The organism is Pseudomonas trutticola BRTCR10 (genome assembly GCF_056155105.1).
Window position 1 is genome coordinate 353,873 of record NZ_CM149552.1, and the last position, 26,153, is coordinate 380,025.

Here is a 26,153-nt window from a genome sequence, read left to right on the forward strand (position 1 = left end):
GCTGCTCGCGAATGCGGTATGTCAGTTACTGATTAGGTTGACTGACGCGCCGCCTACGCGAGCAGGCTCGCTCCCACATTTTTTTGGATTTTTAGTTGGATTTATATCGGTATTTATTCGGATTATTTAGACGTAAGGCAATTTACATGCTTCTAAAGCCGATATTTATCGGATATAAAGTCGCCATTGCTCCGGCATGGCGATGGCTGGCCGGTGCGCGCGTTTTTTCTTTTCGGTCGAATCCTCGGCCGTCAAAGCACTTGCCCGGAGATGATTCATGAGCCGTATCGTTACCGTCGCCGCCACTCAGATGGCCTGTTCCTGGGATCTGGAAGCCAACCTCGAAATCGCTGAAAGGCTGGTGCGTGAAGCTGCGGCCAAAGGCGCGCAGATCATCCTGATTCAGGAGCTGTTCGAGGCGCCGTACTTCTGCCAGAAGCCGAACCCGGACTATCTGCAACTGGCGACGACGGTGGAAGAAAACGTCGCGATCAAGCATTTCCAGAAAATCGCCAAAGAGCTGCAAGTGGTGCTGCCGATCAGCTTCTACGAACTGGCCGGGCGTGCGCGTTTCAACAGCATCGCAATCATCGATGCCGACGGCAGCAACCTCGGGATTTATCGTAAAAGCCACATCCCGGACGGCCCGGGCTATCACGAGAAGTACTACTTCAACCCAGGCGACACCGGTTTCAAGGTGTGGAACACCCGTTACGCGAAGATCGGCGTTGGCATCTGCTGGGATCAGTGGTTCCCGGAAGCAGCGCGGGCGATGGCGTTGCAAGGTGCGGAAATCCTGTTCTATCCAACAGCCATCGGCAGCGAGCCGCACGACAAGACCATCTCCTCGCGCGATCACTGGCAGCGCGTGCAGCAGGGCCACGCCGGCGCCAACCTGATGCCGTTGATCGCCAGCAACCGCATCGGCAACGAAGAACAGGACGGCTACGACATCACGTTCTACGGCTCGTCGTTCATCGCCAACCAGTTCGGTGAAAAAGTGCAGGAGCTGAATAAAACCGAAGAAGGTATTCTTGTGCACACTTTCAACCTCGACGAGCTGGAACATATTCGCAGCGCGTGGGGTTCATTCCGTGACCGCCGGCCAAACCTGTACGGCGCGTTGAAAACCCTCGACGGTTCCCTGGAGTCCTGATCCCGATGACCACATTGAAAAGTACCCCACGTGCCGACGGCTTCTACATGCCGGCCGAGTGGGCTCCCCAAACTCAGACCTGGATGATCTGGCCCGAGCGCCCGGACAACTGGCGTCTTGGCGGCAAACCGGCGCAAGCCGCCCACGCGGCGGTGGCCAAGGCCATCGCCCGTTTCGAACCGGTGACCGTGGCCGTGTCCGCCGGCCAATACGAAAACGCCCGCGCGCGTCTCGACGTGCCGAATATCCGCGTGGTCGAGATGTCCAGCGATGACGCCTGGGTGCGCGACAGCGGCCCGACGTTCGTCATCAACAACAGCGGCGAAGTACGCGGTGTGAACTGGGATTTCAATGCCTGGGGCGGCTTCGATGGCGGTCTGTACTCGCCGTGGAATCGTGATTCGCAGATCGGCGGCAAAATCCTCGAGATCGAGCGCAGCCCGCGTTATCGCACCGAAGGTTTTGTGCTTGAGGGCGGCTCGATTCACGTCGACGGCGAAGGCACGCTGATCACCACCGAAGAATGCCTGCTCAACCGCAATCGCAACCCGCACCTGGGCCGCGAAGAAATCGAAGCGGTGCTCAGCGCCAATCTGGCTGTGGATAAAATCATCTGGCTGCCGGACGGTTTGTTCAACGATGAAACCGACGGCCATGTGGATAACTTCTGCTGCTACGTGCGTCCGGGCGAAGTGTTGCTGGCATGGACCGATGATCCACAGGATCCGAACTACCCACGCTGCCAGGCCGCGATGAAAGTGCTGGAAAGCAGCACCGACGCCAAGGGTCGCCCATTCACGGTGCACAAGATGCCGATTCCGGGGCCGCTGTTCGCCACCGAAGAAGAGTGCGCCGGTGTTGATCCGGTGGACGGTACGCAGGAGCGTAATCCGTCCGTGCGCCTGGCCGGTTCTTACGTGAACTTCCTGATCGTCAACGGCGGCATCATCGCGCCGAGCTTCGACGATCCGATGGATGCACCGGCTCGGGAAATTCTGCAGAACCTGTTCCCGCAACACGAAGTGGTGATGGTGCCGGGCCGTGAACTGTTACTGGGTGGCGGCAACATTCACTGCCTTACCCAACAGCAGCCAGCACCGCACAAAGAGTGAGTTGAGTCGTAACAGCTTGAGTTGATTAACAAATCAACCGGGCAATGTTTAGCTCGCTATGCATCAACTGAGGCCCGCAGCCCGAAAGGACGGCGGGCTTCTTTGTATCCGCTTGTCGACAAATCGCAAACCTTGGCATAGCTCTTGTATCGGTCCAGGCGCACTAGGGAGGGGGAAAGAACTTCAACAGTTCTGTCATAAACCTTGGATAACGTAGCCGCTCACGAACGGGGAGAGAGCGCTGAAATGAACGCCGAAGTGAACGTAGTCAGCGAGCGGACGTTGCATCCCATGGCCGTAAACGGCGAATCGCTCCAGATTGTCGCGCACTTTTTGAAGTCCAATGGAACGCGTCAGATCAGGGAAGCTGATCCGCGCCGGATGATGATCGAGCGCTACCCCGCTGGCCTGTTCAGCGAGGCCGAACTGGAAGCGTTGTGGGCTGTGATGGAAGGATAAGAAAAACAACAGGGATTACTGAAAGCGCTGCCGGGATGGCGGCGCTTTTTTATGCACGACACAAAACCCTTTGTAGGAGTGAGCCTGCTCGCGATTGCTATCTGTCAGCCGCCATAAATATCAACTGACACTCCGCTATCGCGAGCAGGCTCACTCCTACAGGTATTGGGTTGAATCAGAAGGAATAGGTACCTGTCATCACCACGCTACGTGGCGCGCCCGGCATTATCTGCGCGGCGCTGGTCGCCGACGCGTAGTACTCGCGATCGGTGATGTTGTTCAAAGCCGTGCGCAAATCCCAGTCCTTGAAGCGATAACCGACCAAGGCATCCCAGCGGCCATAACCCGGCAGCACCGTGGTATTGGCGTTATCGGCATAACGCTGGCCGACCAGCGTCAGGCCGGTTTCGCCATACCAGCCCATCTCCGGTTTCCAGGTCAGGAACAGGCTGCCGTTGTGCTTGGCGACGTTGTTAATGCGTTTGCCTTCGAGGCCGTTGTTGTCCTTTTCAATTTTCGCGTCCTGCATGCCGATGCCACCGCGCATGTACCAGTTACCGACGATGTTGCCGGTGGCGGTCAGCTCGATCCCGCGTGAACGTTGCAAGCCGGACATCACCGTCAGGGTCGGATCATTCGGATCGGTGGTGCGGCGGTTGTAGAGTTCCAGGTCATAGATCGCCAGCGTCGTGCTCAAACGATCATCGAGCCAGTCACTCTTCACGCCGATTTCTTTCTGCTTGGTCAACTCGGGGCTGAGGTCGTTGGTGTTGCCGGCCGCACCGGGAGTGATGCCAATCAGGCCACCGCCCACCGGCGAAAAGGTCTTCGACCACGAGGCGTAGAACGAGTGATTCTGCAACGGCGTCCAGACCAGGCCCACACGCGGGCTGGTGCTGTGGCTGTCGCGGTCTTCGGAAATGTTCTTGAGCTTGTTGGTCGATTCGATATCGAAGGTGTCGTAACGCAAACCGCCGAGCAATTGCCATTGATCGTTCAGGCGCAGTTGATCCTGCACGTACACCGCACGGCTTTCGACTTCGGTGTGGCTGTCGCTGAAGGTCTGCATGCTGCCGGTGTGGCGCAGGTCGCGATTGGGGTTGAACAGGTCCAGCGACGGCACGGCTTGCGCGCCAGGTGTCCTGCCGGTGGCGGCGTTGTACAACTTCGGATCGCGACGCTGGCTGCCGATTTCGATACCGGTCAGCAGGCGATGCTCAAGGCCGAAGGTATCGAAACCGCCTTCCAGTTCAAGGTTGTTAGTGACGTTGCGGGTGGTCAGATCCTGTTGCCAGTGCTGGCGCGTAACCTTGTTGGTCGCCGGGGTGTAACCGGTCAGGTAGGTGTTGTCGAAATCACTGTCGAGCTTGAACACGCCGAGGGTCTGGCGCAGTTGCCAGTTGTCGTTGATCTCGTAAGTGAGTTTCGAGCGCAGCGATTGCGCCTTGTCGTCGATGAAATCGTGATCGTTGCCATAGGTCGTGTCGCGGCCGACATCGGCTGGCCGCCCGTTTACGCCTGGAATGCCGCGATCCGGCGTGCGGTTGTAGCGGCTGTATTCGTACTGCACCAGCCAGTTCAGGTCGGGTGTCAGCTGCCAGCTCATCGACGGTGCGAACAGTTGGCGGTTGCCGCTGACGCCGTCGCGGAAACTGTTTTCGTCCATGTTGCCCATGTTCAGGCGCAGGCTGATGTTCTCGCTCGGATCGGTGCTGAGGTCGGCGTACAGGCTGCGCAAGTCTTCACTGCCGCCCTGGGCTTCGATGGTCGAGCGACGGCCAGCCTCAGGCGCCTTGCTGACGCGGTTGACGATCCCGCCCTGACTGCCGCGACCGTACAACACGGCGGCCGGGCCTTTGAGCACTTCAACGCGTTCGATGTTGTGCAGGTCGCGTTTGTATTGGCTATCGTCGCGGATGCCGTCCAGATAGAAGTCGTTGCTGGCGTCGAAACCGCGGATGCGCAAGCTGTCGAAACGGGTGTCGGCGCTGCTGCTGACGTTGGGCATTCCGCTCAGGGCATCGCCGATGTCGTTAGTGCCGTAGTTGGCAACGTTCGATGTCTTGATCGAATCAATGGCCTGCGGCACATAACGCACCGGGGTCGAGGTACGGGTGGCGGTGTTGCTGACCTTTACGCGCGGGTCATCGGCTTCCTCTTGCGCTTGAGCGCTGATGGCGGTGGCGGGCAATTCAGTCGCCGAGTAGGCAAAACCACTGGACAGAAAGGCGGAAAGCCCAAGGGTGACGGGCGTAAGACGGAACGGGGCAGGCATTGAAAAGCGCATCCGAAAGGGTGGAAGAATTCGAGTGCACGAATGGTAATGCTTTGCATTTACTTCCGTTAATTATTCCCTATAAGTTCCTTTGTCAGATTGTTTCTATTTGTGTCGATGTCGATACAACTTGAACGATCGGACAATTCGTCCGATTCGCGAAACAGACTGAAAGCCAATCTGGCGTTTTTCCGCAACAAGTCGAGGGCTAGTCTGCCGGCATCGATTTTCCCCACTTTTCTGCCGGAGTTTTCTGATGGTCCTTCACTACATTTACGACCCGCTGTGCGGCTGGTGCTACGGCGCCAAACCATTGGTGCAGGCGGCGCAGGCAGTGCTGCCAGTGATCGCTCATGCCGGCGGGATGATGAGCGGCGCCAATCGCCAGCGTGTTTCGTCGCAACTGCGCAACTACGTCATGCCTCATGATCGGCGGATTGCCGAATACACCGCGCAACCATTCGGCGAAGACTATTTCGAAGGTTTATTGCGCGATGACACGGCTGTTTTCGATTCGACGCCCCCGATCGCCGCCGTCATGGCAGCAGAGGCCGTTGATGGTCGTGGTCTTGAGCTGCTCGGGCGTTTGCAGACGGCGCATTACGTGGAAGGGCGCCGGATTGCCGATGAGTCTGTATTGCTCGAACTTGCCGGTCAGATGGGTTATGCCGGTGAAGCTTTTCGCACGGCGCTCAAATCCGTGGATACCGAACAACATATAAAAGCCAGCCGCGCACTGCTTGCTCAGTTGGGCGGCCAGGGATTTCCGACGTTTGCGCTAGAGCGGGACGGCCAGTTCACGCTGGTCGATATCAGCCCTTGGTTGGGCAAGCCACAAGCCTTCGCTGCTTGGTTGGGACAGTCCGTTGAAGTGAATGCGGCAGGTGAATCGCCAGCGCTCTGTGGTCTTGATGGTTGTGCGTGATACGCCTTGATTCACTGGCTGGCGGCATTTCCCAGCAAGGAGTCAGCGCAAAATTTACGATTCTTAGACGATTTTTGCCTATTTAAAGACGATTCTTGAAATTGACACATAGTTCAGGGCGCGGCTACGATTCGGCCCAACGCCTGTGGCCAACCGCCATGACTCAAAATAAGGAGCAGGCCCGCCATGACATTGTCTTGGGCGGGTCTTTTTGTTTCGGGGTGAATAAAAGAGTGCAATAAGCGCCGTTTCAGCCGTTCGACACAGCGCGTTTCAACCCGTAATAAGGAAAACAAAATGTTGAACAAGCGAATCAGTCTGATCGCATTGGGGATGTTGAGCGCCACTTCGGCCATGGCTAACGACCAGGCCGAGTCCAAGGGTTTTCAAGAAGACAGCAGCCTGAAAGTGTTGCTGCGCAATGCCTACATCAATCGTGACTACAAAGACGGTAACAAGGACAAAGCCGAATGGGGCCAAGCGGCCATCGGTACGTTCTCGTCCGGCTTCACTCAAGGCACCGTCGGAGTCGGTGTTGACGCCTTTGGTCTTTACGCGCTGCGTCTGGATGGCGGCAAGGGCCGCAGCGGCGCCGGTGGGATCGACTTCTTCAAGCAAGACAACAGCTATGAAGAAGGCCACAACGGTAGCGCGGCCAACGACCTGGCCAAGGCTGGCGCGGCGGTCAAATTCCGCTTCTCCAACACCGTGCTGACCTACGGTGACCAGATGCCGGCTCTGCCGGTGCTGAACTACGACAACTCCCGCCTGCTGCCGGAAAGCTACACCGGTACTTTGATCACTTCCAAAGAGATCAAAGGCCTGGAGCTGAACGCCGGTCGTTTCACCGCTGAATCGCGCAAGAGCGATGAAGGTCGTGACAGCGGTGGCCTGAAGTCGATCAACGTGTTGGGCGGTAGCTATCAGTTCACTGAGCGCTTCAAAGGTGCGCTGTACGCTTCCGACGTTGAAGACGTATTGAAGAAACAATACGTGAACGCCAACTACGTGTTGCCGTTCAACAAGGATCAGTCCCTGACCCTGGACTTCAACGGCTATCGCACCAAGCTGGACAGCTCGTACGTTCGCGAAAACACCGTGCCTGGCAAGAGCATCGTGACCGGTCAGGACAACAAGATCTGGAGCCTGGCAGCCACCTTCGCCACTGGCCCGCACTCGTTCACCGTGGCGCACCAGCGCTCCACTGGCGACAGCAACCTGGGCTACGCCTACGGCGGCTATCAGAAAGATCAACAGCGTGTTGGCGACGGTGGCAACACCATCTACCTGGCCAACTCCTACTGGTCTGACTTCAACGCTGAAGACGAACGCAGCTGGCAGCTCGGCTACGGCCTGGACTTCGGCGCATTCGGCGTTCCGGGTCTGAGCTACAACTTCGCTTACGTGCGTGGCGACAACATCACCACGTCCACCAGCGAAGGCGGCACAGAGCGCGAAATCTTCAACCAGTTCAAGTACGTCGTGCAAAGTGGCCCGGCCAAAGACCTGAGCGTGAAACTGCGCAGCTCGATCCTGCGTGTTTCGCAGAAGTCCAGCGAGTACAACGTCGGCGGCAACGAGCTGCGAGTATTCGTGGATTACCCGATCAACATCTTCTGATGCGCGATCAGGTCTAATCGATGTGAGAAAAACCCCGACTGGCTCGGGGTTTTTTTTCGACGGTTTTTTGATGAAAACCAGAAAAAACCCGAGTTTTTTTCATGTAAAAGTTGTTTTTCACACGCTGCAAACGCCGTTTCAAACAGGGCTTTAAATGCCTGAAATTCTTTCTCATGGACGCAAATTCTCCACCTAATAGATTAGGCCGCTCAACGCAGCGGAGAATTTGGTAATGATCGTTTTGAACAGAGAAGTGGGCGAATCGCTACGGCGCGACAAATATGTCAACGTCCAGGGTGGTGACTTCAATCTCTACGGTCATTTTGCCGACTTCGTCAGACTGACCAAAAGTTGGGAAAACATGGAGCCTGACAGCTACTACGGTCAGGCCGAAGCCGGCATGCGTTACCGTCGTTACAGCGACTTTGAGTACAACCCCAAGACACGTGAACTGAAACAACTCGAGCATCGCGCGTACGTGCAGTCCAAGGAAAACAACGCCTATGTGGGCGGCCTGGTGCGGCACTTTCAGGACTTCTCCGATGAAGTGATTACTTCGCCGGTGATGCGCAGCCTGATCGACACCGATTTTGAAGTGTACAAAAGTGTCTTGCCGGAAGAGCTGCACGATGAAATCTGGCAATGCCAGATCCACCAGATCCGCATCGAAATCAAACCCGGCAAACAACTTGAAATCACCCCGGAAGGGATTCACTGCGACGGCTATCCGTTCAGCGGCGTGCACTTCTGGGGGCGCAACAATGTCGAGGGTGCCGAGAGTCGTCTGTACGACATCCATGAGCATCAACTGGCGTCGACCACCTACCAGGAAATTCTCGACACCACGTACTTTCTCGACCGCGACATGCGCCACTACGTGACCCCGGCGCGCAACACGCATACCCATGCCATGGCGTACCGGCAGATTCTGGCGATTTCTTTCTCGCGGCCCGGGACCGCTTTCGACATTGTTCGCTAATCAGATCACCCCAATCGACGGCGTCGAGTGCTCGACGCCGGTGGTGCTGCGCCGCGCCACGGCCAAGGATGCGCAGCGCATGGAGCGCTTCTTCCGCCAGTTCGACGAAGTGTCGTTCTGCGAGTGGCAGGACGCCAAATGCCTGCGCGGCGTGTTGATCCAGAAAACCACCACCGCCTATCTGGCGTTCGACGTGGCCGGCGAAATCGTCGGCGCGGTACTGGGCGGCATGCTCGGCAGCCGCGGCACGATTAATCATCTGGCCGTCAGCCCGCGCTATCGCAGCCAAGGCGTCGGTCAACGCCTGGTTGAAGCAGCGTCGTCGGACATGAAGCGGGTGGGTGTGTTGCGGATGTTTCTGTTCGTCGACGATGCTAACCTCGCGGGCAAACGATTCTGGGCGGCCCAGGGTTTTTGCGAGCCTCATGGCGAACGGACATTTGAGAGGGATCTATGAATGAAACGTCCGGCAGTGCGCCGCTGATGGTCAACCATCAGCCATCGCGCACGTTTGCCGAAGCCAGCCCGGTGGTGGCCGGGTATTTCACCGTGTCATTTGTATTCGGGTTGATGGCCGTCAACGCCGGGCTGCCGATGTGGTTACCCGTGGCGATGTGTTTGTTCGTCTACGCCGGCGCTTCGCAATTCGCCGCGCTGGCGCTGATCTCCAGCGGTGCGTCGCTGACCACCATCGTGCTGACCACGTTCCTGATCAATGCGCGGCACATGCTGATGTCGGTTTACATGGCCAAAGCCCTGCGCGCCTTGGGGCTCAGTCGCATGGAGCGCTGGTGTTACGCCGGCGGCCTGACCGACGAATCCTTCGCTTTCCACAGCGTAAAACTCGGCACTGGCGCACCGGTCAACGTGCGCTATCTGATTGGCTTCAACCTGTTTTGCCACACCTCATGGGTGCTTGGCGGTCTGCTCGGCGCTGTGTGCGCGCAGTACGCCGCGCACTTGATCAAATACCAGCTCGACTACGCACTGACGGCGATGATGCTCTATGTGCTGGTGTCGCTGTGCAATACCCGCAACAAACTGATCGCAGCCGCTGCGGCAGTGATTTGCATGGGCGCGCTGAGCCTGGTCGGCAGTTCGCCGTTTAATGTGTTTATCGCCACGTTTGTGGGCTGCGGAGTGGGTGTATGCCTGACCAAACGTTCCTGATTCTGGTGGTCGCGCTAATGATGGCCGTGACCTTCCTGCCACGCGCCTTGCCCCTGCAAGTCAACACCGAGCACTGGCCGCCGTTTATCGCGCGGGCGCTGGAGTACTTGCCGGTGGCGATCGTCGCTGCGATCAGCCTGACACCCTTGTTGATCAAGGATCAGCACATACAGCTCGATCGCCCGGAATTTTATGCAGCGATTCCGACGTTGTTATGTGCGTACTTCAGCAAAAACCTCTTTCTCAGTGTGGCGGTTGGGACGGCTGCGTACATTGCGCTCGGCTCGTTCATGTAACGGCAGATCGACGACGTCGCTCAGTGCCTGATTCGACAGATCAGGATTGTTCACCGCCAGGCGCACTTCGAGGAAATCCTCGAAACCGGGGAAAATCGTCAGGCCATTCTTTTGCGCGGCCTCGCGAGAAACCATGCCGACCGCATCCATCTGGGTGATCAGCGACAGCGTCAGGGTTTCGCTGCACGAGTAAACCATCCGCTGGCCATTCTCGTGATTGCCCAACCCGGCGTCGAGAAAACGCAGGAAGCTGTGGGAATACGGACAATCTTCCGCAGGACGCACCTGAAACTTGTTGCCCAGCAACGTCAGCGGATCGTTTTCCTGGCCGCAATGCGCGCCGACCACCTGCACCTGCACATCCGGCAGCACGATGCTTGGCAAACCCGGCCGCTGCGGGCCGATCAGCACTGCCAGGTCAAAGTCCTCATTCTTCAGCTTGCTGAGATTTTCCATCGACTCGGCGTAGCTGAATTCCATCTGATAATCGGGGAAAACCTCGATCAGGCGTCCGATCATTCGCCGATTGAAGTCGGGCGACAACGTGTTGTTCAACGCCACTTTCAACGTGCGCTGCCCCGGCACTTTCAATGCCTCGACTTTTTCTTCCATCTGTCGTGTGGCAATCAACACTCGGTCCATATACGGCGTGAGCTCGGTGCCTTGCGGCGTCAGCGTCAAGCCTTTGTTGGAGCGGCGAAACAAGCGGAAACCGAACTGCTCTTCGACCTTGTTCAACTGCGCGGCCAACGCCTGCACGGTCAGGCACGAATGCTCGGCTGCGGCCGACAACGAGCCGGTCTGCACGATGCGCATGAGGTTGCGTAAGGTTCTGCTATCCATGGGTAATGCCCTCTGAAGTGGGCTGGGTATTGTTGTTTACGAGACTGCCCATCCGGCGTCATATGCCGGCTATATTCCTGCACCTGAGCATAGTTGTCGCGGGTTTAGTAGCGAATTGATGTCCCCGCCGATGGTTGGAGGCTGACAAAGGATCGGGGTTTTTGGTGACGTGGGGGTGATTGGGGTCAAAAAAAGTGCCCGACTCGGACGAGTCGGGCAATTTTATATGTCTCGGGACTACATCATTTCGAGTTGTTTCCCACACCGAAACACTACTTTTTTTTAGCGTTATCGGAAGCCTCCTATAGAACATAGCGAACGGGCTGATTTACCTCCAAAGCATAAGTAGCTGAAATATCGAGCAGTAATTTTCGGGGCGTTAAGTCCAAAGCGTATGGATATCCAGGCAATGCCGGCATCCGCGAAGCTAGCGAGTCGATGCCATGAGTTTGCAGGGGAGCAGGGCGTTACCCGACCAAAAAAACTGGAAAGATCTGGGCTTGCCGGATATTCGGGATATTGAACCCGGGCTTTTGATTTCTGCGGTTAGAGAGCTTCCGGGTGCATCAAGCCTCAATGCCGCGTGGGAGCAAGTTGCCAGCGGCTTCGGACTTGATCAGGGGCTGGATGCTGTTCTGATCGAAACACCTTATGAACCGATTTTGGTGAAGCGTGAACATTTACTTCATACGGTGGAAAAGCGTCCGAATGCCCGTGAGCGGTTCACCGAATTTGCCCGCGATACCCTGACGAGACCATTAGAGATATGGCGGGTTTCCTACGATGATGCCTCATTTCGACTTTCCTTCATCGGTGCTTACAACGCGAGATACCAGATGCTGGTGGTGATACATGTTGAGCACGGCAACGTACTCTGGAATTTCATGAACTGTGACAAAAAAAGCCTGAACAAGCATCGGCATGGTGGGCTGCTATATCGACGTTACCGATAGCGCAAACAAAAAAGGGCAGCCTTCTCAGGCTGCCCTTCATATGAATGTCGCTTGATATTGTGCTCCCTCAAGCAGGGGAGAAGAGGTCTCACCCGAGCGCTGATTTTCAGGTCATCAACGGGGTTCCTAACGCCGACTATCGCCACCTGAAGGCAGTCGGTTTCGCGCTCTTGGCCAGATTCTCTGCCACGGAACATTGCAGTGTCAATCTGGAGTTTTGAGTGGCTTATTCGTATACGAATAATTCAATGGAAAATATTCATATTTGTACTACGCTCAAGTTGCGTTACAGCTACGAAGGATAAACATGCCTACCTCAACTCAAGCCCTCACCCCGCATGAACAACTCGACGTTCCGGAAGCCGGGCGCGTTGCGTTGAAATTCTTCTTCAACCTCATGGAACGTTGGGGCTGCAACGCCGAGCAGCAGCGCACGTTGCTGGGTGGCGTCGGCAACACCACGTTCTACAAGTACAAACACCTGCCGCCGAACATACGTCTACCGCATGACACGCTGGAGCGCATCTCGTATCTGATGGGCATTCACAAGGCGTTGAGCATCATCTTCAGCAACAGTCGCGAGCGCGCTTATACGTGGGTCAGCAGCCCTAACACTGCCGCGCCGTTCAATGGGCGGACGGCGCTGGATTACATGTTGGCAGGGCGCGTGGTCGACATCGCTGACGTGCGCCGCTACCTCGACGGGGTGCGCGGTTGAAAGCCCCTCCGCTGGCCGAGCCGCAATGGCCCAAGGCCTACCGGATCGTCAACAGCAGCTTCCCGCCGATTGCGCTGTTTGAAGATGTGCTGGACCCCGAAGACCTGGAAATCGCCTACGCGCTGGAAGCGCTGACCAATGACCGCTTGATCGAACAGGCCGGCGTGCTCGCCCGCGTGCGCCCCGAAGACCGACTCTCAGGCCCCGGTTCGACGCCGGTGATGGCGGCATTTACCCACATTGGCAAAAGCAGCCGTTTCACCGATGGCACTTTCGGCGTCTACTACGCCGCCAGCAGCCAGGCTGCCGCCATCGCCGAAACCTGCTATCACCAGGAGCGTTTCCTCGCGGCCACCAACGAGGCGGATCTTGAATTGACCATGCGTACCTACGTCAATCGCGTGGTTAAACCGCTGCATGATGTTCGTCACGACTTCCCCGACTTACATCAACCCGATCCAGACGCCTATGGCCCATCCCAGTCGTTTGCCCGACAACTGCGCGAATCTGAATCCTGGGGACTGCTCTACAACAGCGTCCGCCTGCCGGGCCACGAATGTGTCGCCGCGTTCCGTCCGCCGGCAGTGTCGATACCGAAGCAGGGCAATCATCTGCGTTATGTGTGGAGTGCGAGCCAGCGCAGGATTTCGTTTGTGTTTGAGATCAGTCAGGTTTGAAATGCAGAGTTTTTGCGCAGGAAGGTACATTGCGCTGCATCCGGGTCTTTCGCGCCGCCGGATAATGCTGGTTGTGACCGGCAAACCCTGCACGTTGTCGGTGTGCAGAGGGCCGGTCCGTGGAGTCCACATACCTGAAGCTTCTCGCGTTACAGCGAGGGCGTTTTTCTGCCTGTTTTGTCGGGTTTTATCTTTTGTGCAATAACGGCAAAGTCTGCGCGCTTCCAACGCGGCAGGGTAGTGTCACCCCGGGATGCCTCCTTGAAGTAGGGCAAAGTTCCCCAGAGATCCACATCGCCTACCAGGTACACGCGATGCTGGGCACGCGTCAGCGCCACATTGATCAGGTTTGGTTTTGACGAAGCCCACTGGGCTCCTCCGGCGTTTTCGGGGTCGGTCCCCAACACCATAAACACAGTTTTTTCTTCCTTGCCTTGAAACGTATGGACGGTGCCGATGCTGCGCTTGATCCAGTGTTTCAACTCATCTCGCTTTGGCGCTGAAGGTTGCCACTCGACTTGCATGATCTGTTCACGCAGGGTCTGACGAATAGCCTTGAACGGCGAGATCACATAAAGCTCGGGCAGTACGCGGTCACGTTGGAAGAGCGACACAATGACCTTGATCATGAACTCGATCTGCTCTGGCACCGATTGCTTGCGTTCAACGGCGCCCCGAATGTCGACCCATCCACTTGCAAGATCAATCAAAGGTGCAGCCATGGGCACGCGGGTTCGCAGGCCGTAGACCATTTTGTTGTCGTAGGCGATGCGATTGGCGAGCGAGAACATCGGTTCATGACAACGACGGTGTACGCGCAGGGGGCTTCCGATCCAGATGTTCTCGTCCATGAAAGAGGCATAGGCGCCGAACCGATTAGCCTGGTCGGCCAGGCGCTGCACGGAAACACAATGGGGGGCGTAAGCATTGTCGGCTGTTACTGGATGGAGCTTTCCCAGCGCATCAATAAGGGGGGTTGGCAGGGTAAATACCGGTTCAATTTGCAACGGATCCCCCACCACGACGCACCGCTTGGCGCGCCAAAGTGCGCCGACCGCTGCTTGTGGGACAGCCTGTCCGGCCTCATCGATAAATACCCAGCCCAGCGAGCCTGGGCCTAAGCCGCGAAACTGATTGGCGAAAGACGCGAACGTACTGGAAACGACGGGCACGACCATGAACAGGTTTTGCCAGATTTGCAGCGTATGCTTCGGATCTTCCGGCACTTGATTGGAAAGCACTTTGTTTACAGCAACCAGGTTGGCTCCCAGCGCACCACCCTTTTGTGCGGTCTCATGTACCCACGCTTGCTGAAGCTGCAACGCAGCGGCGAACAGTGCTGAGCGCAGCTGCGCCAGCTCTTCGTCGTGCCATAGCCCTTCAATCTGCAATTGCTCATCACTGACCAGGTCCAGCGCTCGAGTGGGCAAGCGAGGTACACGTAACCGAGTACGGAGTTGGTCATGTTCCGAGCACCAATTGCGCCATTGCTGCGTCAACAAGCTCAGTTTCTGTTTCTCGTTCTCTAGATCACGGGTTGCTTCGTTTAATTCGTCGGTATGTTTCGTCACCTTGCCCTGTAGCGCCGTGATCCCTTGATGAGTGCTGAGCTGATTCAGAGCGTTGGATTTGCGTTGTTGAACGTACGCCTTCGCTTCCTGAGTGCGGAACAGGCGCGCCCAGAACCCGGGAGATGAGCGATCAATCAACTGCTGCTCCAGAATCAGCTGTTGTAGTGTCTGCTGCAGGGTACGCACTTCGTGCTGTTTAATGGTCAGCGCAGCAGAGATGACATCGACGTGTGCTTTCGCCTCTTGAATAAGGGCGACCGATGAAGCGAGATAATCGGCTTCAGTGCCTTGGCCAACGATGTCGAGCAATTCGGCCAGTCGCTCACGTTCGGTCAAGGCGGCCTCGACGGCTTTATCGGCCTGGTGAAAGAGCTCGCGAGCGTCGCTGAAGTTCACCGGGTTAGGTTCTTTGAGCCAATCCCAGAACCGTTTTGGTTGCTCACTGCTCTTGGTCTTAAGCGAGAACATGCTGAAGCGCTCATTAAAGAGACGTCGATTACGGGAGTTGCCCAGTGCACAACTGATCAACCCCCAGGGCATCTGATCTCCCTGAGGAGAAGTTGCGCCGCCCTTGCCTTCTTTCACCGCAATATTGTGTGCCACGGGTTGCAGATAACCGCAGTGACGCCAGTGTTCACCCAATGCTTTGCGCTTGACCAGGTCGACGGAGATATTTTCGACCGCAGCATTGTTTGTCGACGCTACCACCATTTCGAACCCGGTCAGTGCGTCAATCAGTGGACGCAATGTGACCGTGTTCGAGTTTCCTTTGAACCGAACCCGGCTGGAGTTTTTGACAAACGCATCATCCGCTTTCGCCAGCCCCGCCAGTATCCGAGCGCGCTGGACGATGTTGTCGGCAAACAGATCGCGCAACAGTGTCGTCTTGCCTGTGCCTGGCGGGCCGTTGACGGCAAAGAGGCCGTCGTTTTGGGTTTCTTGGCGAATCTGGTTGAGCGCAAACTGTTGCATCAGGCTCATCGATTGATCAGCTTCCGCCAACCAGTGTCCACGGTTGAGAAAACGTGGACGCAGTGCATTCAGGATCGCCGTGCAGCCGCCTTCGCTGTACAGGTCTATTCGATTGATCGCGGGCAGTGCACTCAGGAACTGCGCCAGCGTTGGTGGAATGGTGCCGCTGCTGACGCCTTCAATGGCGCGTTCGATATCGCGGATATAAAAGCTGTTGAGGATATCCAGTTCCTCAAGCACATCTTCTTCGTCATCCTTTTCTGACTCGTCCGGGACGATCTTTTCAGAAGATGAGCCGTTGAGGGGTTTTACTTTCGCGGTTAGCACTGCAATGGGTTGCGCGTCGTCAGGGGTGAAGCCGGCCCAATCGCAGAGCAGAGTCTGAAGCTTCACCACCTCGTGGGCTTGCATGCTTTGGCCCGCGAAAGTGCCACGACTGCTCATGAAGTTACGCAGTCTTTGTATGAGGTCCTCTCGTGCCGAATTGAACGCGTCATGGCTCAGGGACTGGAGTCCGCTGGACAGCGTTTGACCAAGCGCCCAGGGCGTTGTGGAAATGGAAATTGCGTCGATGACCGGGTTGCCTGCTCTATCCAGAGGCAACTTGGCGAAGCAGGTCATGCCCTCAAGCTCTGTCCGCTCTTCATTTTCAAAGCCGCCTTCATCGGTCGAAGCCGTTTGTGGAGGAGGCAATACGCTTTCACAGATACGACTGATTTGCGATTTGTCGAAGATGCCAAGAAAAAGGTTATAGCCGGTAACAGTTTTTTCTTCGGCTACGTCGATGCTGAGCCAGTCAGCATCAGTTTGTTCAAGGTTGTTACGCCGAAGGGTCGTGGATTGCCATTCTTCAAGATCATCAAGATATTGCTCCAATCCGTAGGGGATGAAGAATTCGACCTTATGCCAGTAATCCAGAATTGCGAGGGTTGTTGCTTGAGCGAGGGGGGTCACGTACTTATTCCCGAAAGTCCTTGTTCGAGCGCGCAGTTTACAACGGATGCTTTGACCGCAGTCAGCACGCTTAATGTGGACGTTCCAGAAACAACAAAGCCCCTGCATTTCTGCAGGGGCTTCGTTTTGTATGGTGCCGGCACCAGGAGTCGAACCCGGGACCTACTGATTACAAGTCAGTTGCTCTACCAACTGAGCTATACCGGCGTGTGGGCGACGATTATAGCGATTGGGTTGGTTCTGTAAACCCCTGAATTCAGACTATTTTTATGCAGGTGCTGGATCAGGTTCGGTGAAGAGGCTGTCTCTGCGTTTTGGCCCTTGAAAACAGGAGCTTCAACGGTCTGGCGCCTAAGGGAAGAGGGTGCGTTTTTCTTGAGCAAATCTGTCGCGCATAAGCGATTTATGTCCTTTTGATTGGGAGCTTATGCACAACGGATCGACTGGATTGCTCGCATTGGCATGAATTTGCGGAGCGGTTCTCATTTTGTTCGCAAATCCCTGTTTTTCAGGTTTTTTATCTATATGAACAAAAAATGACCAGCTGTGCTAAAGCCTCGAAACAGGCGCGGATATTGGATCCACTGAAATTCCATCAACAGAGTTATCCACAGGCTGTGCGAATTTAAACGCGCTCGGCCAACAACATGAAATTACGCGGAGTCAGCGGCGTATCGCAGAAGGTGCCAAGGCGTACGACGTATCCCAGCTTGACGAGGAAAAGTGCGCGGTCCAGATTCAGCCAAAGCTCCAGCGGTCGTCGGAATAATCCTCGCAATAACTCCAGGTTGCGAACTTCGGCCAACCGCAGCCATCCGGCTGCTTCTAGCGCTGGCCAATCTTGCGAGCCGACTGTGGATAACTCTTTGAGCGCTGCCAGATCGCGGCAGTAATCAGCGAATGGTTTGTCCAGCCAGGCGCTGGGCAGCGATGGCGTCGGCAAGTATTCGTCGACACCGCGCAGCTGTCGTTGCAGCAGATCGAAAGCCAAACGACGGGCCATCGAGGTATCGCGCTGCCGTCGGATCCGTGCACCAGCGGTGACGGTTTCGCTCATCGGCAGCGCCAGATCTTCCAGCGAGAGCAGTAGGAGTGATCTTGTTCCGGCCGAGGACAGTGGCTGATATTCGCTGCGGCTGATGCGGTTGTAGCAGCAAGGCGCGATTGCCATTTGCTGGCAACCGGCCGCGCTGGCCAGTTGCATCAAGCGCACATGCAGATCGCCGCAGGCGTGGAGGGCGACGGGTGTGTGGGCTGCGTTCAATACACCTGAAGCACTCGCTGCCAACACATCCTGCTCGACATGCAGCGCATGTAAATGATGGCGCTGACTCAACGCCTGACCGCTGGCGACCAATGCCGGATCGTATTCAACGCAGGTCAGCTGTTGGCCATCACTCAACAACCGCCGGCCCAGGTGGCCCTTGCCGGAGCACCAGTCCAGCCAGTGCGTCGGTTGCGAGGCGAAAGCCAAACGGCTGGCAAACGCCTCGATCTGCTGCCACTTGCGTCCCGGTACGTCGACATTCAGTCGATGGCCCGCAGCTTCCAGTGCATGCCCCGGCAACTCACCAACAGCACTCAGCTCAGCCGACAGCGTCGCCAACGAAGCAAACGGCTCCGGCACATCCACAAGATCAGCAGGTTGGTTGTGAGCGTTTTCTGCGTCTTCCAGAGTGCGCCCGCGTAGCCACAAGGCCAACTCCGGGTAGGACGCTTCCCAGGCAAGAGAACGATGAGTGAACGGACGAGGTTTCCACAGCGCCTGATGCTCAATCAAAAAAGTGTCCAGCGCGGTGAAGCGGGCGAGTAAGTCCTCGCCCGTCAGCACGCAGGAGGAGTCAACGCCCTTGGCAGGCATCGACGCGCAACCATCGCTCCAGCTGTTTGAATGCCTGAACGAGAACAAACGACATCAGCAGGTAAATGACGCCTGCGGTGAAGAACATATCCACGGTGAGGTAGTTGCGGGCGATGATCGTGCGGGTAATGCCGGTGAGTTCGAGCAAGGTCACCGTGCTCGCCAGAGAACTGGCCTTCAACATCAGGATGACTTCGTTGCTGTAGGCCGGCAGGCCGATGCGCGCGGCGCGCGGCAGGACGATATAGAACAAAGCCTTGGCCTTGGACATGCCCAGTGCACGTGCGGCTTCGATCTCCCCAGGGGGGATCGCTTGAATGGCGCCACGCAGGATTTCGGCGATATAGGCAGCAGTATGCAGGGTCATCGTGGCGACGGCGCACCAGAAGGGTTCTCGCAAATACGGCCACATGAAACTGTCGCGTACGGCGTCGAACTGAGCCAGGCCGTAGTAGACCAGAAACAGTTGCACGAGCAACGGAGTGCCACGAAAGAAAAAGATGTAAGCGTAAGGAAATGCGCGAACAAACCAGAGTTTGGAGGAGCGCGCGATGCCCAGAGGGATCGCCAGCAACAACCCGAGAATAACGGCGATGCCCACCAGTTCGAGTGTCAGGACGGCGCCCTGAAAGAACTTCGGCAGCCACTTATAGATGACTTCCCATTCCATTACGTCGTCCTCACGAAGCCACGGGCGGCGCGTTTTTCCATGAAGTGCATGGTGGCCATCGCCAGTATGGTCAGGCCCAGATACATGACGGCTGCGACCAGATAGAAGGTGAATGGATGCTTGGCGAAGGTCACGGCGTTCTGCGCATTGCGCATGATTTCTTCCAGGCCGATGACCGACACCAGAGCGGTGTCTTTCATCAGGATCATGAACAGGTTGCCAAGGCCTGGCAGGGCGATCCGCCACATCTGCGGCATGATCAACCGGGTGAAGATTCGCCATTTCGACAGGCCCAGGGCCTGACCGGCCTCACGGTGTCCTTTCGGAATGGCCAGGATGGCGCCACGAAAAACCTCCGTGGCATAGGCGCCGAAGCACAGTCCGAGTGCGGTTACGCCCGCCACAAAGGGGCTTAGCGCCAGGTCTGGATTGCCAAAGTATTCGCCAATGGCATTCATCGTCTTGACGGTGCCGAGGTAGATCAGCAGAACCCAAAGCAGTTCCGGCACACCACGTACGATGGTCGAGTAGGTTTCGCCAAGCCATTGCAGCGGCTTGTACGGGGAAGTCTTGGCCAAGGCGCCGAGCAGGCCGAGCACCAGTCCCAGGCACAGGGCCGTGAGAGCCAGTTGCACGGTCATCAGCGCGCCGGCAGCGAGGGCCGGGCCGAATCCGTAGAGGTCGATAATCATGGATTTCTGTTCAAATTGCGGCAGGCAAAGTCGGGAGCCGGCGCCATCGCATGGCGCCAGTCCCACAGGTCAGGATCAGTAGATGCTGAACGGGAAGTACTTGTCGTTGATCTTCTTGTAGGTACCGTCGGCGACGATTTCCTTCAGGGCGGCGTTCAGCTTCTCACGCAGAGGGTCACCCTTACGCACAGCGATGCCGATCTTGTCGCTTTCCACGACCGGGTCGCCTTTGAACTCGTAGTTCTTGCCAGCGTCGCTTTTCAGCCAGTCATAGTTGGCGTACTTGTCGGCGAGGATCGCGTCGACACGACCGGAAGTCAGGTCGAGGTAGGCGTTTTCCTGAGTGTCGTAGAGTTTGACGTTGACATCGCTACCGTAGGTGTCATCAAGCCAGGTGCCCGCCAGCGTGGCGCGCTGCGTACCGATGGCCTTGCCTTTGAGCGAGTCCTTGTCGGTTTTGAAGTCGACGTTTTTCGGGGCGATGAATTGCAGCTTGTTCGAGTAGTACGGGTCGGTGAAGTCCACCGCGCCTTTGCGCTCGTCGGTGATCGACAGCGAGGAGATCAGGAAGTCGAATTTCTTCGCGTTCAGGGCCGGGATGATGCCGTCCCAGTCGGAGGTGACCACGGTGCACTCGACTTTCATCTTGGCGCACAGGGCGTCGCCGATGTCTTTGTCAAAGCCGACAACCTGGCCGCTGGCATCTTTGTTGTTGAACGGCGGGTAAGCCGCTTCGATGCCCATCTTCAGGGTTTCGGCCATGGCACCGGCGCTGAACGCCAGGGTGACGGCCGCAGCCAGGAAGACCTTTTTATAGTTCTGCATGCATGTTGCTCCGTTAGCGGTTGCTGGACATGAATTGTTTGCAGCGCGCCGAAAGCGGGTTTTCGAACACCTGCTGTGGCGATCCTTGCTCTTCTATAAGGCCCTGATGAAGGAACACCACTTCGCTGGAGACCTGACGGGCGAAACCCATTTCGTGGGTCACAAGCAGCATGGTGCGGCCTTCTTCGGCCAATGCGCGGATGACACTAAGTACTTCCTGAACCATTTCCGGGTCAAGCGCGGAGGTGGGTTCGTCGAACAGGATCACCTTCGGTTGCATGGCCAGCGTGCGGGCAATCGCTGCGCGTTGTTGCTGGCCACCGGACAATTGCGCCGGGTAGGCGTGGCGCTTGTCGGCGATGCCGACCTTGGCCAGCAGCGCTTCGGCGACTTCGATGGCTTCGGCCTTGCTCTGGCCGAGCACACGGCGCGGTGCCTCGATGATGTTGTCGAGGATGCTCATGTGCGGCCACAGATTAAAGTTTTGAAACACAAAACCAATTTCGGAACGCAGGCGGTTGATCTGTTTGCCGTCGGCGGCAACCAGTTCGCCATTTTTGGCGGCCTTGAGCTTGAGTTCTTCACCGGCCACCAGAATCTGGCCCTGATGCGGGTTTTCCAGCAGGTTGATGCAACGCAGGAACGTGGACTTGCCGGAACCGGAGGAACCCAGGATCGAGATCACATCGCCGTCACGGGCGGTCAGCGAAATGCCTTTGAGCACCTCAAGCTTTCCGTAGCGTTTGTGCAAGTTGCGGATTTCAAGCGCGGGCGTGGCCTCAGCCATGTGCGTTCCTCATATATGTTGCGCTCCAGCTGTTGGGTGGCCTTCCTGGCGAGGCGGCCACGCTAGCATAGCGTTTCAATGGCAGCCAACAGCGCTACGAGCGGTAAACGGATGGCATGTGGCAGGTTGTCGCATCAGCACAGCTGACTGTCGCCCCATCAACAACCGAACGGGTGTTTGATCGTGCAATCCCGTGGGTGTCGCGTAAAAAAAGGCGCGATGTTGCCAGCTTTGGCGGGGTGTTGGAAGCGCTATCCGGCCGAACGTTCCTGAATCGCCCTTTTATTGTGCATCCCACACTTTTTCAGTGTGTTTCTGGTGCGCCCGATCGTTTGAAAAGTGAGTCGCAGGGTAACGCTCTGGCGTAATGCCATTAAATCCAAGGACTTGCGATGACTGTCCGGTCGCGCCGGAAACCGCAGGCCAGAAGAGTTTGAAACATTTTGGCGCAATTATTGCGTGCAGAATCTGGAACGCCCCGTTGGTTTCTTTTTACGAGAAGGAAAACCAGACGGGACGGACGCAATCGCTTTCCTCGCAAAGGTAGTTCCGATGAGCAGTACCCCAAGCTCCAATGGCCTTGAACAAGGGCTCAAACCGCGTCATGTGACCATGCTGTCGATCGCCGGTGTTATCGGCGCAGGTCTGTTCGTTGGCTCCGGCCACGCCATCGCTGCCGCCGGCCCTGCCGTGCTGCTGGCCTACGCCGCTGCCGGTACCCTGGTGGTGCTGGTGATGCGCATGCTCGGCGAAATGGCGGTTGCTTCGCCGGACACCGGTTCGTTCTCGACTTATGCCGACCGTGCCATCGGGCACTGGGCCGGTTTCACCATCGGCTGGTTGTACTGGTGGTTCTGGGTATTGGTGATTCCATTGGAAGCCAACGCCGCCGCGACCATCCTGCACGCGTGGTTCCCCGATGTGGGTATCTGGGCTTTCGCTCTGATCATCACCATGTTGCTGACCGTGACCAACCTGTTCAGCGTGAAGAATTACGGCGAGTTCGAATTCTGGTTTGCCCTGATCAAAGTGTTGGCGATCATTGGCTTCATCATCCTCGGTCTGGCAGCGATCTTCGGCTTCCTGCCGAACAGCCAGGTCAGCGGTGTTTCGCACCTGTTCGACACGCAAGGCTTCCTGCCAAACGGCATGGGCGCGGTGTTGGGCGCGATCCTGACCACCATGTTCTCGTTCATGGGTACCGAAATCGTGACCATCGCGGCCGCGGAATCGAAAAACCCGGGCAAGCAAATCTCCAAGGCCACCAACTCGGTGATCTGGCGGATCGGCTTGTTCTACCTTGTATCGATCTTCATCGTTGTGGCGCTGGTGCCGTGGAACGATCCTACGCTGGCCAACCTTGGTTCCTACCAGACCGTGCTTGAGCGCATGGGCATCCCTAACGCCAAGATGATCGTTGATATCGTGGTGCTAGTCGCTGTAACCAGCTGCCTGAACTCGGCGCTCTACACCTCGTCGCGCATGCTGTTCTCCCTGGGCAAACGCGGTGATGCACCGGCCATGGCGACTCGCGTGAACAAAAGCGGTACGCCTTACTGGGCGGTGATGCTGTCTACTGGTGCAGCGTTCCTGTGCACATTCGCCAACTACGTGGCTCCGGCCGCCGTGTTCGAATTCCTGCTGGCCAGCTCCGGCGCCATCGCGCTGCTGGTGTACCTGGTGATCGCCTTCTCGCAACTGCGTATGCGCAAACAGCGCGTGGCTCGCGGCGAGAAAATCGTCTTCAGCATGTGGCTCTTTCCGGGCCTGACCTACGCGGTGATCATCTTCATCATCGCGGCCCTGACCATCATGCTGTTCCAGGAAGCCCACCGCGTGGAAATCCTCGCGACCGGCCTACTGAGCCTGCTGGTCGTCGCGGCCGGCCTGCTGGTGGCGCGCCGCCGCAAGCTGGAAAAAAGTGGTGCGGTGGTGCTGAACTGATCCGTAACACGTAATGCAAACGGCCGCTGTCAGTGATGACGAGCGGCCGTTTTTGTTTGAGAGCTTTGCTCAGACGGGATGAACCCAATCCTCAATACGCAATCCAGAAACACGTTCAAATTCCCGCACATTGTTCGTGACTACGATAAGTCCAAGCGACCGTGCGTGGCCTGCGATCATTTGGTCGTACGGTCCAATGGGTGTTCCCGCTTTCGCAAGTTCAGATCGAATCATCCCGGTCTGTGCTGCTGCGTCATTATCGAAAGGCAAGATTTCCAATCGCGCAACGAATCCTTCGACAACCGCTAGATTCTTTTCTGGGGCCGCGGACTTTTCAGCACCGTAAATAAGCTCCATGAGCGTGATAGCGCTGATGCACAACTGCCCGGAATGTCGATTGAAAGCTTCCCGGACAATTTGTGGTTTGTTCTTGATGGTGAAGATGCAGATGTTGGTATCCAGCATGTATTTGATCATCAGAACGACTCGCGCTCCTGATCAGCGGGTTGCTCACGGTCAGCCATGAAATCAGGGGTGACGCTGTCGCCATCAAACCAGCTATCCCAGCTTTCTCCAGCAGGCGTAATGACGCGTGTTCTGCCAATCGCGATGATTTCCACTCGTTTAACGTCGCCGGGCATCGCAACTGCCTTTGGCAGTCGAACTGCCTGACTTCTATTGCTCATGAAAATTGTGGTCTGTTCCATATTTGACCTCCAAGGTCTGCTCCTGCGATGAGCTCAGGATAGGTTGAGCTTGGGATATGTCAATGGGATATACATTGTCATCGGACAAAGGGTAACCAAGCCATCCAAACTAAAACGGCCGCTGTCAGTGATGACTAGCGGCCGTTTTTGTTTGTGAGCGTGGTTTATTCGCTCTTGTCTTCCTGTGCTTCCACCGACTTGCCATAAGCATCCAGCGCAACCCCGAAATCGGTGATGAACTGTGGTTCGCTCAGCCAGGCCTGGGCTTCTTCGATCGTTACGCCTTCTGCCCACATGCGGTAGTCGATCAGCATGTCGGCGGCCAAGTGGGTGGCGGCCATGCCTTCGTTGTCGGCGTTTTCCATGTCCAGCAGCTCTGGATGATCAACGATGATGAACGCCAGTTCGCGCAGCAGCGTCAACAGCATCTCGTTGCGGCTGATGGCTTCGGCGTCGCGCATTTTGCTGAACATCGCCAGGGTGTAATCCGGGATCGGTTCGGCGAGGTGGCCGAGGTCTTCGTCCTGATCCAGCGGCTTACGCCCGACCATACGGATTTGCTTGGCTTTGGCCTTGGCGCGTTTGGCGCGTTTCTGTTGCTTGTTCAGGGATGCCATGGGAACTCAGTTCTTCTGTTGGGTTTGTGCAGCGATCGCGTCGGACGCTGCCACATAGTCGGCCTGGAAGGCCGGGGATTCGATCCACGCCAATGCGCCGGCCTCGTCGGTTTCTTTCGACCACTGGCGATACTCGATCAGCGCCGCGAGGATGAAGTCCATCGCGCCTTCTTCGCCTTCCTGCTCATAGACCAGTTCCAGCAACGGGTCTTCGAGGAACACCGTGCACAGGGCTTGCTGGCTGATCTTCTCGGCGTCGATCATTTTCTTGAACAGCTCGGTCAGGTCCACCGACTCGAAGTCGATGCGGTCGTCGTTCGGGTCCAGCTCGACCGGTGCTTCGGCGCGTTTGGTGCGGTTCTGTTTGGCCTTGGTCTTGGCCCGGGCGGCGCGTTTTTGCTGCTTGTTGGCGGAGGCCATGGTGTTGTTCCGTGGTGCGTTGGTTGGGCTCAGCTGCGCGGAATTTGCCGTCCGGGTGTATCGGGGGCCAATTCACCGGTTTGCAGCCAGGTCAGAGCGATGGGCCATAGTGTGGCTTGGTATGCGCTGCGAAAAAAGGCGAAATGTCCGACTTGTTGCTCGCCGATGTCCTGCGGTTCGATGCGCAGGTGGGTTTTCGGGGCATTGCTGAAGTACGCGAGCAGGCGTTCGATGGCCGGAATTGTGCCGTAGGGATCGTCGCTGATGCTGATCGCCAGGGTTTGTGCACGGACATTTTCGAAGGGCAGAGCGCCGCGTTTTTCCATGAGGGCGCGACCGCTTGGGCGCCGTTCAAAACGCGGGGCAGGCGTGCTCCAGTCGCGCACAACGCCGGTTGGCGTATCCTCCAGCCAGCCAAGGCGTTTGCCGGGGAAGTAGCCGCAGAACAGCGTCAGCAGCGGCATCAGCAGATGCCATTTGCCGAACATGCGCCAGCGCTGCTCGGGGGCGTAATCGCGCCAATAGGCGAACTGAGCGCCAACGGTGACCAGCCGTCGGATGACCTGCCCGGATTCACCGAGGCCCGCCGCACAGCCACCAAAACTATGCCCGACCACGTCGATGGGTTGACCGGGAAACTCTCGCTGCACACGTTTGAGCATCGCCTCGAAATCCAGCGCTCCCCAATCGGTCCATGAGGCGTGCAATCCTTTCATCGAGTCGGGGCGCGATTCGCCGATGCCACGGTAGTCGTAGGTGATAACGTCGAAACCATTGGCGAACAGATGAGCGGCGAAACGCGAGTAATGACGGCAGCGCACGGAAGTGGCGGCGTTGATGATCACCACCGGGTGCTGGATGTCGGGCAGGGCATGTCGCCAAGTGAAACCGCCAAGGACAAAACCGTCGGCAGCGGTTTCCTTGAAGGCTTCACCCTGCATCTCAGCGGC

The 26,153-nt window shown here is 57.0% G+C and carries 26 protein-coding genes and 1 tRNA gene; 13 read left to right on the forward strand and 14 right to left on the reverse strand.

Annotation, left to right across the window (positions count from 1 at the left end; translation table 11 throughout):
• Positions 1-277 precede the first annotated feature (277 nt).
• The 3 genes from aguB to ACVVH8_RS01510 all read left to right on the forward strand — a co-directional run bounded on the left by aguB (position 278) and on the right by ACVVH8_RS01510 (position 2,727).
• Entirely contained in the window at positions 278-1,156 is an 879-nt protein-coding gene (gene aguB, locus ACVVH8_RS01500) for an N-carbamoylputrescine amidase (protein ID WP_103304164.1), read from the forward strand.
• Between the two features lie 5 nt (positions 1,157-1,161).
• The gene (gene aguA / locus ACVVH8_RS01505) at positions 1,162-2,268 is read left to right on the forward strand and encodes an agmatine deiminase (protein WP_475228175.1); all 1,107 of its coding nucleotides are present in this window, start codon (positions 1,162-1,164) and stop codon (positions 2,266-2,268) included.
• A 246-nt stretch (positions 2,269-2,514) separates the two neighbouring features.
• The gene (locus ACVVH8_RS01510; RefSeq protein WP_103304166.1) at positions 2,515-2,727 is read left to right on the forward strand and encodes a hypothetical protein; all 213 of its coding nucleotides are present in this window, start codon (positions 2,515-2,517) and stop codon (positions 2,725-2,727) included.
• Between the two features lie 175 nt (positions 2,728-2,902).
• Here the strand turns inward: ACVVH8_RS01510 and ACVVH8_RS01515 are convergent, their stop codons facing one another.
• Positions 2,903-5,002, reverse strand: coding sequence for a TonB-dependent receptor (locus tag ACVVH8_RS01515; RefSeq protein WP_475228177.1), 2,100 nt, complete (start codon positions 5,000-5,002; stop codon positions 2,903-2,905).
• Positions 5,003-5,258: 256 nt separating this feature from the next.
• Here ACVVH8_RS01515 and ACVVH8_RS01520 point away from each other — a divergent pair, with 256 nt between their 5' ends.
• From ACVVH8_RS01520 to ACVVH8_RS01545, 6 genes are all read left to right on the forward strand, one after another.
• Entirely contained in the window at positions 5,259-5,927 is a 669-nt protein-coding gene (locus ACVVH8_RS01520) for a DsbA family protein (RefSeq protein WP_475228180.1), read from the forward strand.
• Between the two features lie 297 nt (positions 5,928-6,224).
• Entirely contained in the window at positions 6,225-7,547 is a 1,323-nt protein-coding gene (locus ACVVH8_RS01525) for an OprD family porin (RefSeq protein WP_475228182.1), read from the forward strand.
• 232 nt (positions 7,548-7,779) lie between these two features.
• Positions 7,780-8,526, forward strand: coding sequence for a 2OG-Fe dioxygenase family protein (locus ACVVH8_RS01530; RefSeq protein WP_034151909.1), 747 nt, complete (start codon positions 7,780-7,782; stop codon positions 8,524-8,526).
• Between the two features lie 79 nt (positions 8,527-8,605).
• On the forward strand, positions 8,606-8,983 hold the full coding sequence (locus ACVVH8_RS01535; RefSeq protein WP_016986309.1) for a GNAT family N-acetyltransferase: 378 nt from the start codon (positions 8,606-8,608) through the stop codon (positions 8,981-8,983).
• Positions 8,980-9,696: an AzlC family ABC transporter permease gene (locus tag ACVVH8_RS01540; RefSeq protein WP_103304170.1), complete on the forward strand. Its 717-nt coding sequence runs from the start codon at positions 8,980-8,982 to the stop codon at positions 9,694-9,696. Before ACVVH8_RS01535 ends, ACVVH8_RS01540 begins: the two co-directional genes overlap by 4 nt.
• A complete protein-coding gene (locus ACVVH8_RS01545) occupies positions 9,675-9,992 on the forward strand; it encodes an AzlD domain-containing protein (protein ID WP_007909127.1) in 318 nt (105 codons plus the stop codon). The genes ACVVH8_RS01540 and ACVVH8_RS01545 overlap by 22 nt, the downstream gene beginning before the upstream one ends.
• Here the strand turns inward: ACVVH8_RS01545 and ACVVH8_RS01550 are convergent.
• Positions 9,909-10,835, reverse strand: coding sequence for a LysR family transcriptional regulator (locus tag ACVVH8_RS01550; protein WP_103304171.1), 927 nt, complete (start codon positions 10,833-10,835; stop codon positions 9,909-9,911). The genes ACVVH8_RS01545 and ACVVH8_RS01550 overlap by 84 nt on opposite strands.
• 443 nt (positions 10,836-11,278) lie before the next feature.
• Here ACVVH8_RS01550 and ACVVH8_RS01555 point away from each other — a divergent pair, with 443 nt between their 5' ends.
• The 3 genes from ACVVH8_RS01555 (at position 11,279) to ACVVH8_RS01565 (ending at position 13,183) form a co-directional block, all read left to right on the forward strand.
• Complete coding sequence (locus ACVVH8_RS01555; protein WP_475228185.1) at positions 11,279-11,788, forward strand: PBECR2 nuclease fold domain-containing protein; 510 nt, start codon at positions 11,279-11,281, stop codon at positions 11,786-11,788.
• A gap of 307 nt (positions 11,789-12,095) precedes the next feature.
• Complete coding sequence (locus ACVVH8_RS01560; protein WP_315445240.1) at positions 12,096-12,506, forward strand: antitoxin Xre-like helix-turn-helix domain-containing protein; 411 nt, start codon at positions 12,096-12,098, stop codon at positions 12,504-12,506.
• Positions 12,503-13,183 carry an RES family NAD+ phosphorylase gene (locus ACVVH8_RS01565; RefSeq protein WP_475228187.1) on the forward strand — a complete coding sequence of 227 codons (681 nt, stop codon included), beginning with the start codon at positions 12,503-12,505 and terminating at the stop codon, positions 13,181-13,183. The genes ACVVH8_RS01560 and ACVVH8_RS01565 overlap by 4 nt, the downstream gene beginning before the upstream one ends.
• A 149-nt stretch (positions 13,184-13,332) precedes the next feature.
• Here ACVVH8_RS01565 and ACVVH8_RS01570 read toward each other — a convergent pair whose 3' ends face one another.
• From ACVVH8_RS01570 to ACVVH8_RS01600, 7 genes are all read right to left on the reverse strand, one after another.
• Positions 13,333-16,680 carry a DEAD/DEAH box helicase gene (locus ACVVH8_RS01570; protein WP_475228189.1) on the reverse strand — a complete coding sequence of 1,116 codons (3,348 nt, stop codon included), beginning with the start codon at positions 16,678-16,680 and terminating at the stop codon, positions 13,333-13,335.
• A 131-nt stretch (positions 16,681-16,811) separates the two neighbouring features.
• Positions 16,812-16,887: transfer RNA gene (locus ACVVH8_RS01575), tRNA-Thr, on the reverse strand.
• A 418-nt stretch (positions 16,888-17,305) separates the two neighbouring features.
• Positions 17,306-18,541 (reverse strand): methyltransferase, encoded by a 1,236-nt coding sequence (locus ACVVH8_RS01580; protein WP_475228192.1) that lies wholly within the window; start codon positions 18,539-18,541, stop codon positions 17,306-17,308.
• Positions 18,522-19,211: an ABC transporter permease gene (locus tag ACVVH8_RS01585; protein ID WP_099757735.1), complete on the reverse strand. Its 690-nt coding sequence runs from the start codon at positions 19,209-19,211 to the stop codon at positions 18,522-18,524. Before ACVVH8_RS01585 ends, ACVVH8_RS01580 begins: the two co-directional genes overlap by 20 nt.
• A complete protein-coding gene (locus tag ACVVH8_RS01590; RefSeq protein ID WP_095047149.1) occupies positions 19,211-19,903 on the reverse strand; it encodes an ABC transporter permease in 693 nt (230 codons plus the stop codon). The genes ACVVH8_RS01585 and ACVVH8_RS01590 overlap by 1 nt, the downstream gene beginning before the upstream one ends.
• A 75-nt stretch (positions 19,904-19,978) precedes the next feature.
• Entirely contained in the window at positions 19,979-20,728 is a 750-nt protein-coding gene (locus tag ACVVH8_RS01595; protein WP_103304176.1) for an ABC transporter substrate-binding protein, read from the reverse strand.
• Positions 20,729-20,741: 13 nt separating this feature from the next.
• Positions 20,742-21,515: an ABC transporter ATP-binding protein gene (locus ACVVH8_RS01600; RefSeq protein WP_103304177.1), complete on the reverse strand. Its 774-nt coding sequence runs from the start codon at positions 21,513-21,515 to the stop codon at positions 20,742-20,744.
• A 552-nt stretch (positions 21,516-22,067) separates the two neighbouring features.
• On the opposite strand from ACVVH8_RS01600, the gene gabP reads away from it, so the two are divergent.
• A complete protein-coding gene (gabP, locus tag ACVVH8_RS01605) occupies positions 22,068-23,459 on the forward strand; it encodes a GABA permease (protein ID WP_103304178.1) in 1,392 nt (463 codons plus the stop codon).
• Positions 23,460-23,528: 69 nt separating this feature from the next.
• Here the strand turns inward: gabP and vapC are convergent, their stop codons facing one another.
• From vapC to ACVVH8_RS01630, 5 genes are all read right to left on the reverse strand, one after another.
• Positions 23,529-23,936 (reverse strand): type II toxin-antitoxin system tRNA(fMet)-specific endonuclease VapC, encoded by a 408-nt coding sequence (vapC, locus tag ACVVH8_RS01610; protein ID WP_103304179.1) that lies wholly within the window; start codon positions 23,934-23,936, stop codon positions 23,529-23,531.
• Positions 23,936-24,166, reverse strand: coding sequence for a type II toxin-antitoxin system VapB family antitoxin (vapB, locus tag ACVVH8_RS01615; RefSeq protein ID WP_103304180.1), 231 nt, complete (start codon positions 24,164-24,166; stop codon positions 23,936-23,938). Before vapB ends, vapC begins: the two co-directional genes overlap by 1 nt.
• 164 nt (positions 24,167-24,330) lie before the next feature.
• Positions 24,331-24,783: a hypothetical protein gene (locus ACVVH8_RS01620; protein ID WP_103304181.1), complete on the reverse strand. Its 453-nt coding sequence runs from the start codon at positions 24,781-24,783 to the stop codon at positions 24,331-24,333.
• A 6-nt stretch (positions 24,784-24,789) separates the two neighbouring features.
• On the reverse strand, positions 24,790-25,203 hold the full coding sequence (locus ACVVH8_RS01625; RefSeq protein ID WP_475228194.1) for a hypothetical protein: 414 nt from the start codon (positions 25,201-25,203) through the stop codon (positions 24,790-24,792).
• A 29-nt stretch (positions 25,204-25,232) separates the two neighbouring features.
• Positions 25,233-26,144 carry an alpha/beta hydrolase family protein gene (locus tag ACVVH8_RS01630; RefSeq protein ID WP_475231110.1) on the reverse strand — a complete coding sequence of 304 codons (912 nt, stop codon included), beginning with the start codon at positions 26,142-26,144 and terminating at the stop codon, positions 25,233-25,235.
• Between the last annotated feature and the right edge of the window lie 9 nt (positions 26,145-26,153).

Bases quoted from the DNA above. Each gene is read 5' to 3' on its own strand.
- aguB (WP_103304164.1), top strand. From the start codon at position 278: ATGAGCCGTATCGTTACCGTCGCCGCCACTCAGATGGCCTGTTCCTGG.
- aguA (WP_475228175.1), top strand. From the start codon at position 1,162: ATGACCACATTGAAAAGTACCCCACGTGCCGACGGCTTCTACATGCCG.
- ACVVH8_RS01510 (WP_103304166.1), top strand. From the start codon at position 2,515: ATGAACGCCGAAGTGAACGTAGTCAGCGAGCGGACGTTGCATCCCATG.
- ACVVH8_RS01515 (WP_475228177.1), bottom strand. From the start codon at position 5,002: ATGCCTGCCCCGTTCCGTCTTACGCCCGTCACCCTTGGGCTTTCCGCC.
- ACVVH8_RS01520 (WP_475228180.1), top strand. From the start codon at position 5,259: ATGGTCCTTCACTACATTTACGACCCGCTGTGCGGCTGGTGCTACGGC.
- ACVVH8_RS01525 (WP_475228182.1), top strand. From the start codon at position 6,225: ATGTTGAACAAGCGAATCAGTCTGATCGCATTGGGGATGTTGAGCGCC.
- ACVVH8_RS01530 (WP_034151909.1), top strand. From the start codon at position 7,780: ATGATCGTTTTGAACAGAGAAGTGGGCGAATCGCTACGGCGCGACAAA.
- ACVVH8_RS01535 (WP_016986309.1), top strand. From the start codon at position 8,606: ATGGAGCGCTTCTTCCGCCAGTTCGACGAAGTGTCGTTCTGCGAGTGG.
- ACVVH8_RS01540 (WP_103304170.1), top strand. From the start codon at position 8,980: ATGAATGAAACGTCCGGCAGTGCGCCGCTGATGGTCAACCATCAGCCA.
- ACVVH8_RS01545 (WP_007909127.1), top strand. From the start codon at position 9,675: ATGCCTGACCAAACGTTCCTGATTCTGGTGGTCGCGCTAATGATGGCC.
- ACVVH8_RS01550 (WP_103304171.1), bottom strand. From the start codon at position 10,835: ATGGATAGCAGAACCTTACGCAACCTCATGCGCATCGTGCAGACCGGC.
- ACVVH8_RS01555 (WP_475228185.1), top strand. From the start codon at position 11,279: ATGAGTTTGCAGGGGAGCAGGGCGTTACCCGACCAAAAAAACTGGAAA.
- ACVVH8_RS01560 (WP_315445240.1), top strand. From the start codon at position 12,096: ATGCCTACCTCAACTCAAGCCCTCACCCCGCATGAACAACTCGACGTT.
- ACVVH8_RS01580 (WP_475228192.1), bottom strand. From the start codon at position 18,541: ATGCCTGCCAAGGGCGTTGACTCCTCCTGCGTGCTGACGGGCGAGGAC.
- ACVVH8_RS01585 (WP_099757735.1), bottom strand. From the start codon at position 19,211: ATGGAATGGGAAGTCATCTATAAGTGGCTGCCGAAGTTCTTTCAGGGC.
- ACVVH8_RS01590 (WP_095047149.1), bottom strand. From the start codon at position 19,903: ATGATTATCGACCTCTACGGATTCGGCCCGGCCCTCGCTGCCGGCGCG.
- ACVVH8_RS01595 (WP_103304176.1), bottom strand. From the start codon at position 20,728: ATGCAGAACTATAAAAAGGTCTTCCTGGCTGCGGCCGTCACCCTGGCG.
- ACVVH8_RS01600 (WP_103304177.1), bottom strand. From the start codon at position 21,515: ATGGCTGAGGCCACGCCCGCGCTTGAAATCCGCAACTTGCACAAACGC.
- gabP (WP_103304178.1), top strand. From the start codon at position 22,068: ATGAGCAGTACCCCAAGCTCCAATGGCCTTGAACAAGGGCTCAAACCG.
- vapC (WP_103304179.1), bottom strand. From the start codon at position 23,936: ATGATCAAATACATGCTGGATACCAACATCTGCATCTTCACCATCAAG.
- vapB (WP_103304180.1), bottom strand. From the start codon at position 24,166: ATGGAACAGACCACAATTTTCATGAGCAATAGAAGTCAGGCAGTTCGA.
- ACVVH8_RS01620 (WP_103304181.1), bottom strand. From the start codon at position 24,783: ATGGCATCCCTGAACAAGCAACAGAAACGCGCCAAACGCGCCAAGGCC.
- ACVVH8_RS01625 (WP_475228194.1), bottom strand. From the start codon at position 25,203: ATGGCCTCCGCCAACAAGCAGCAAAAACGCGCCGCCCGGGCCAAGACC.
- ACVVH8_RS01630 (WP_475231110.1), bottom strand. From the start codon at position 26,144: ATGCAGGGTGAAGCCTTCAAGGAAACCGCTGCCGACGGTTTTGTCCTT.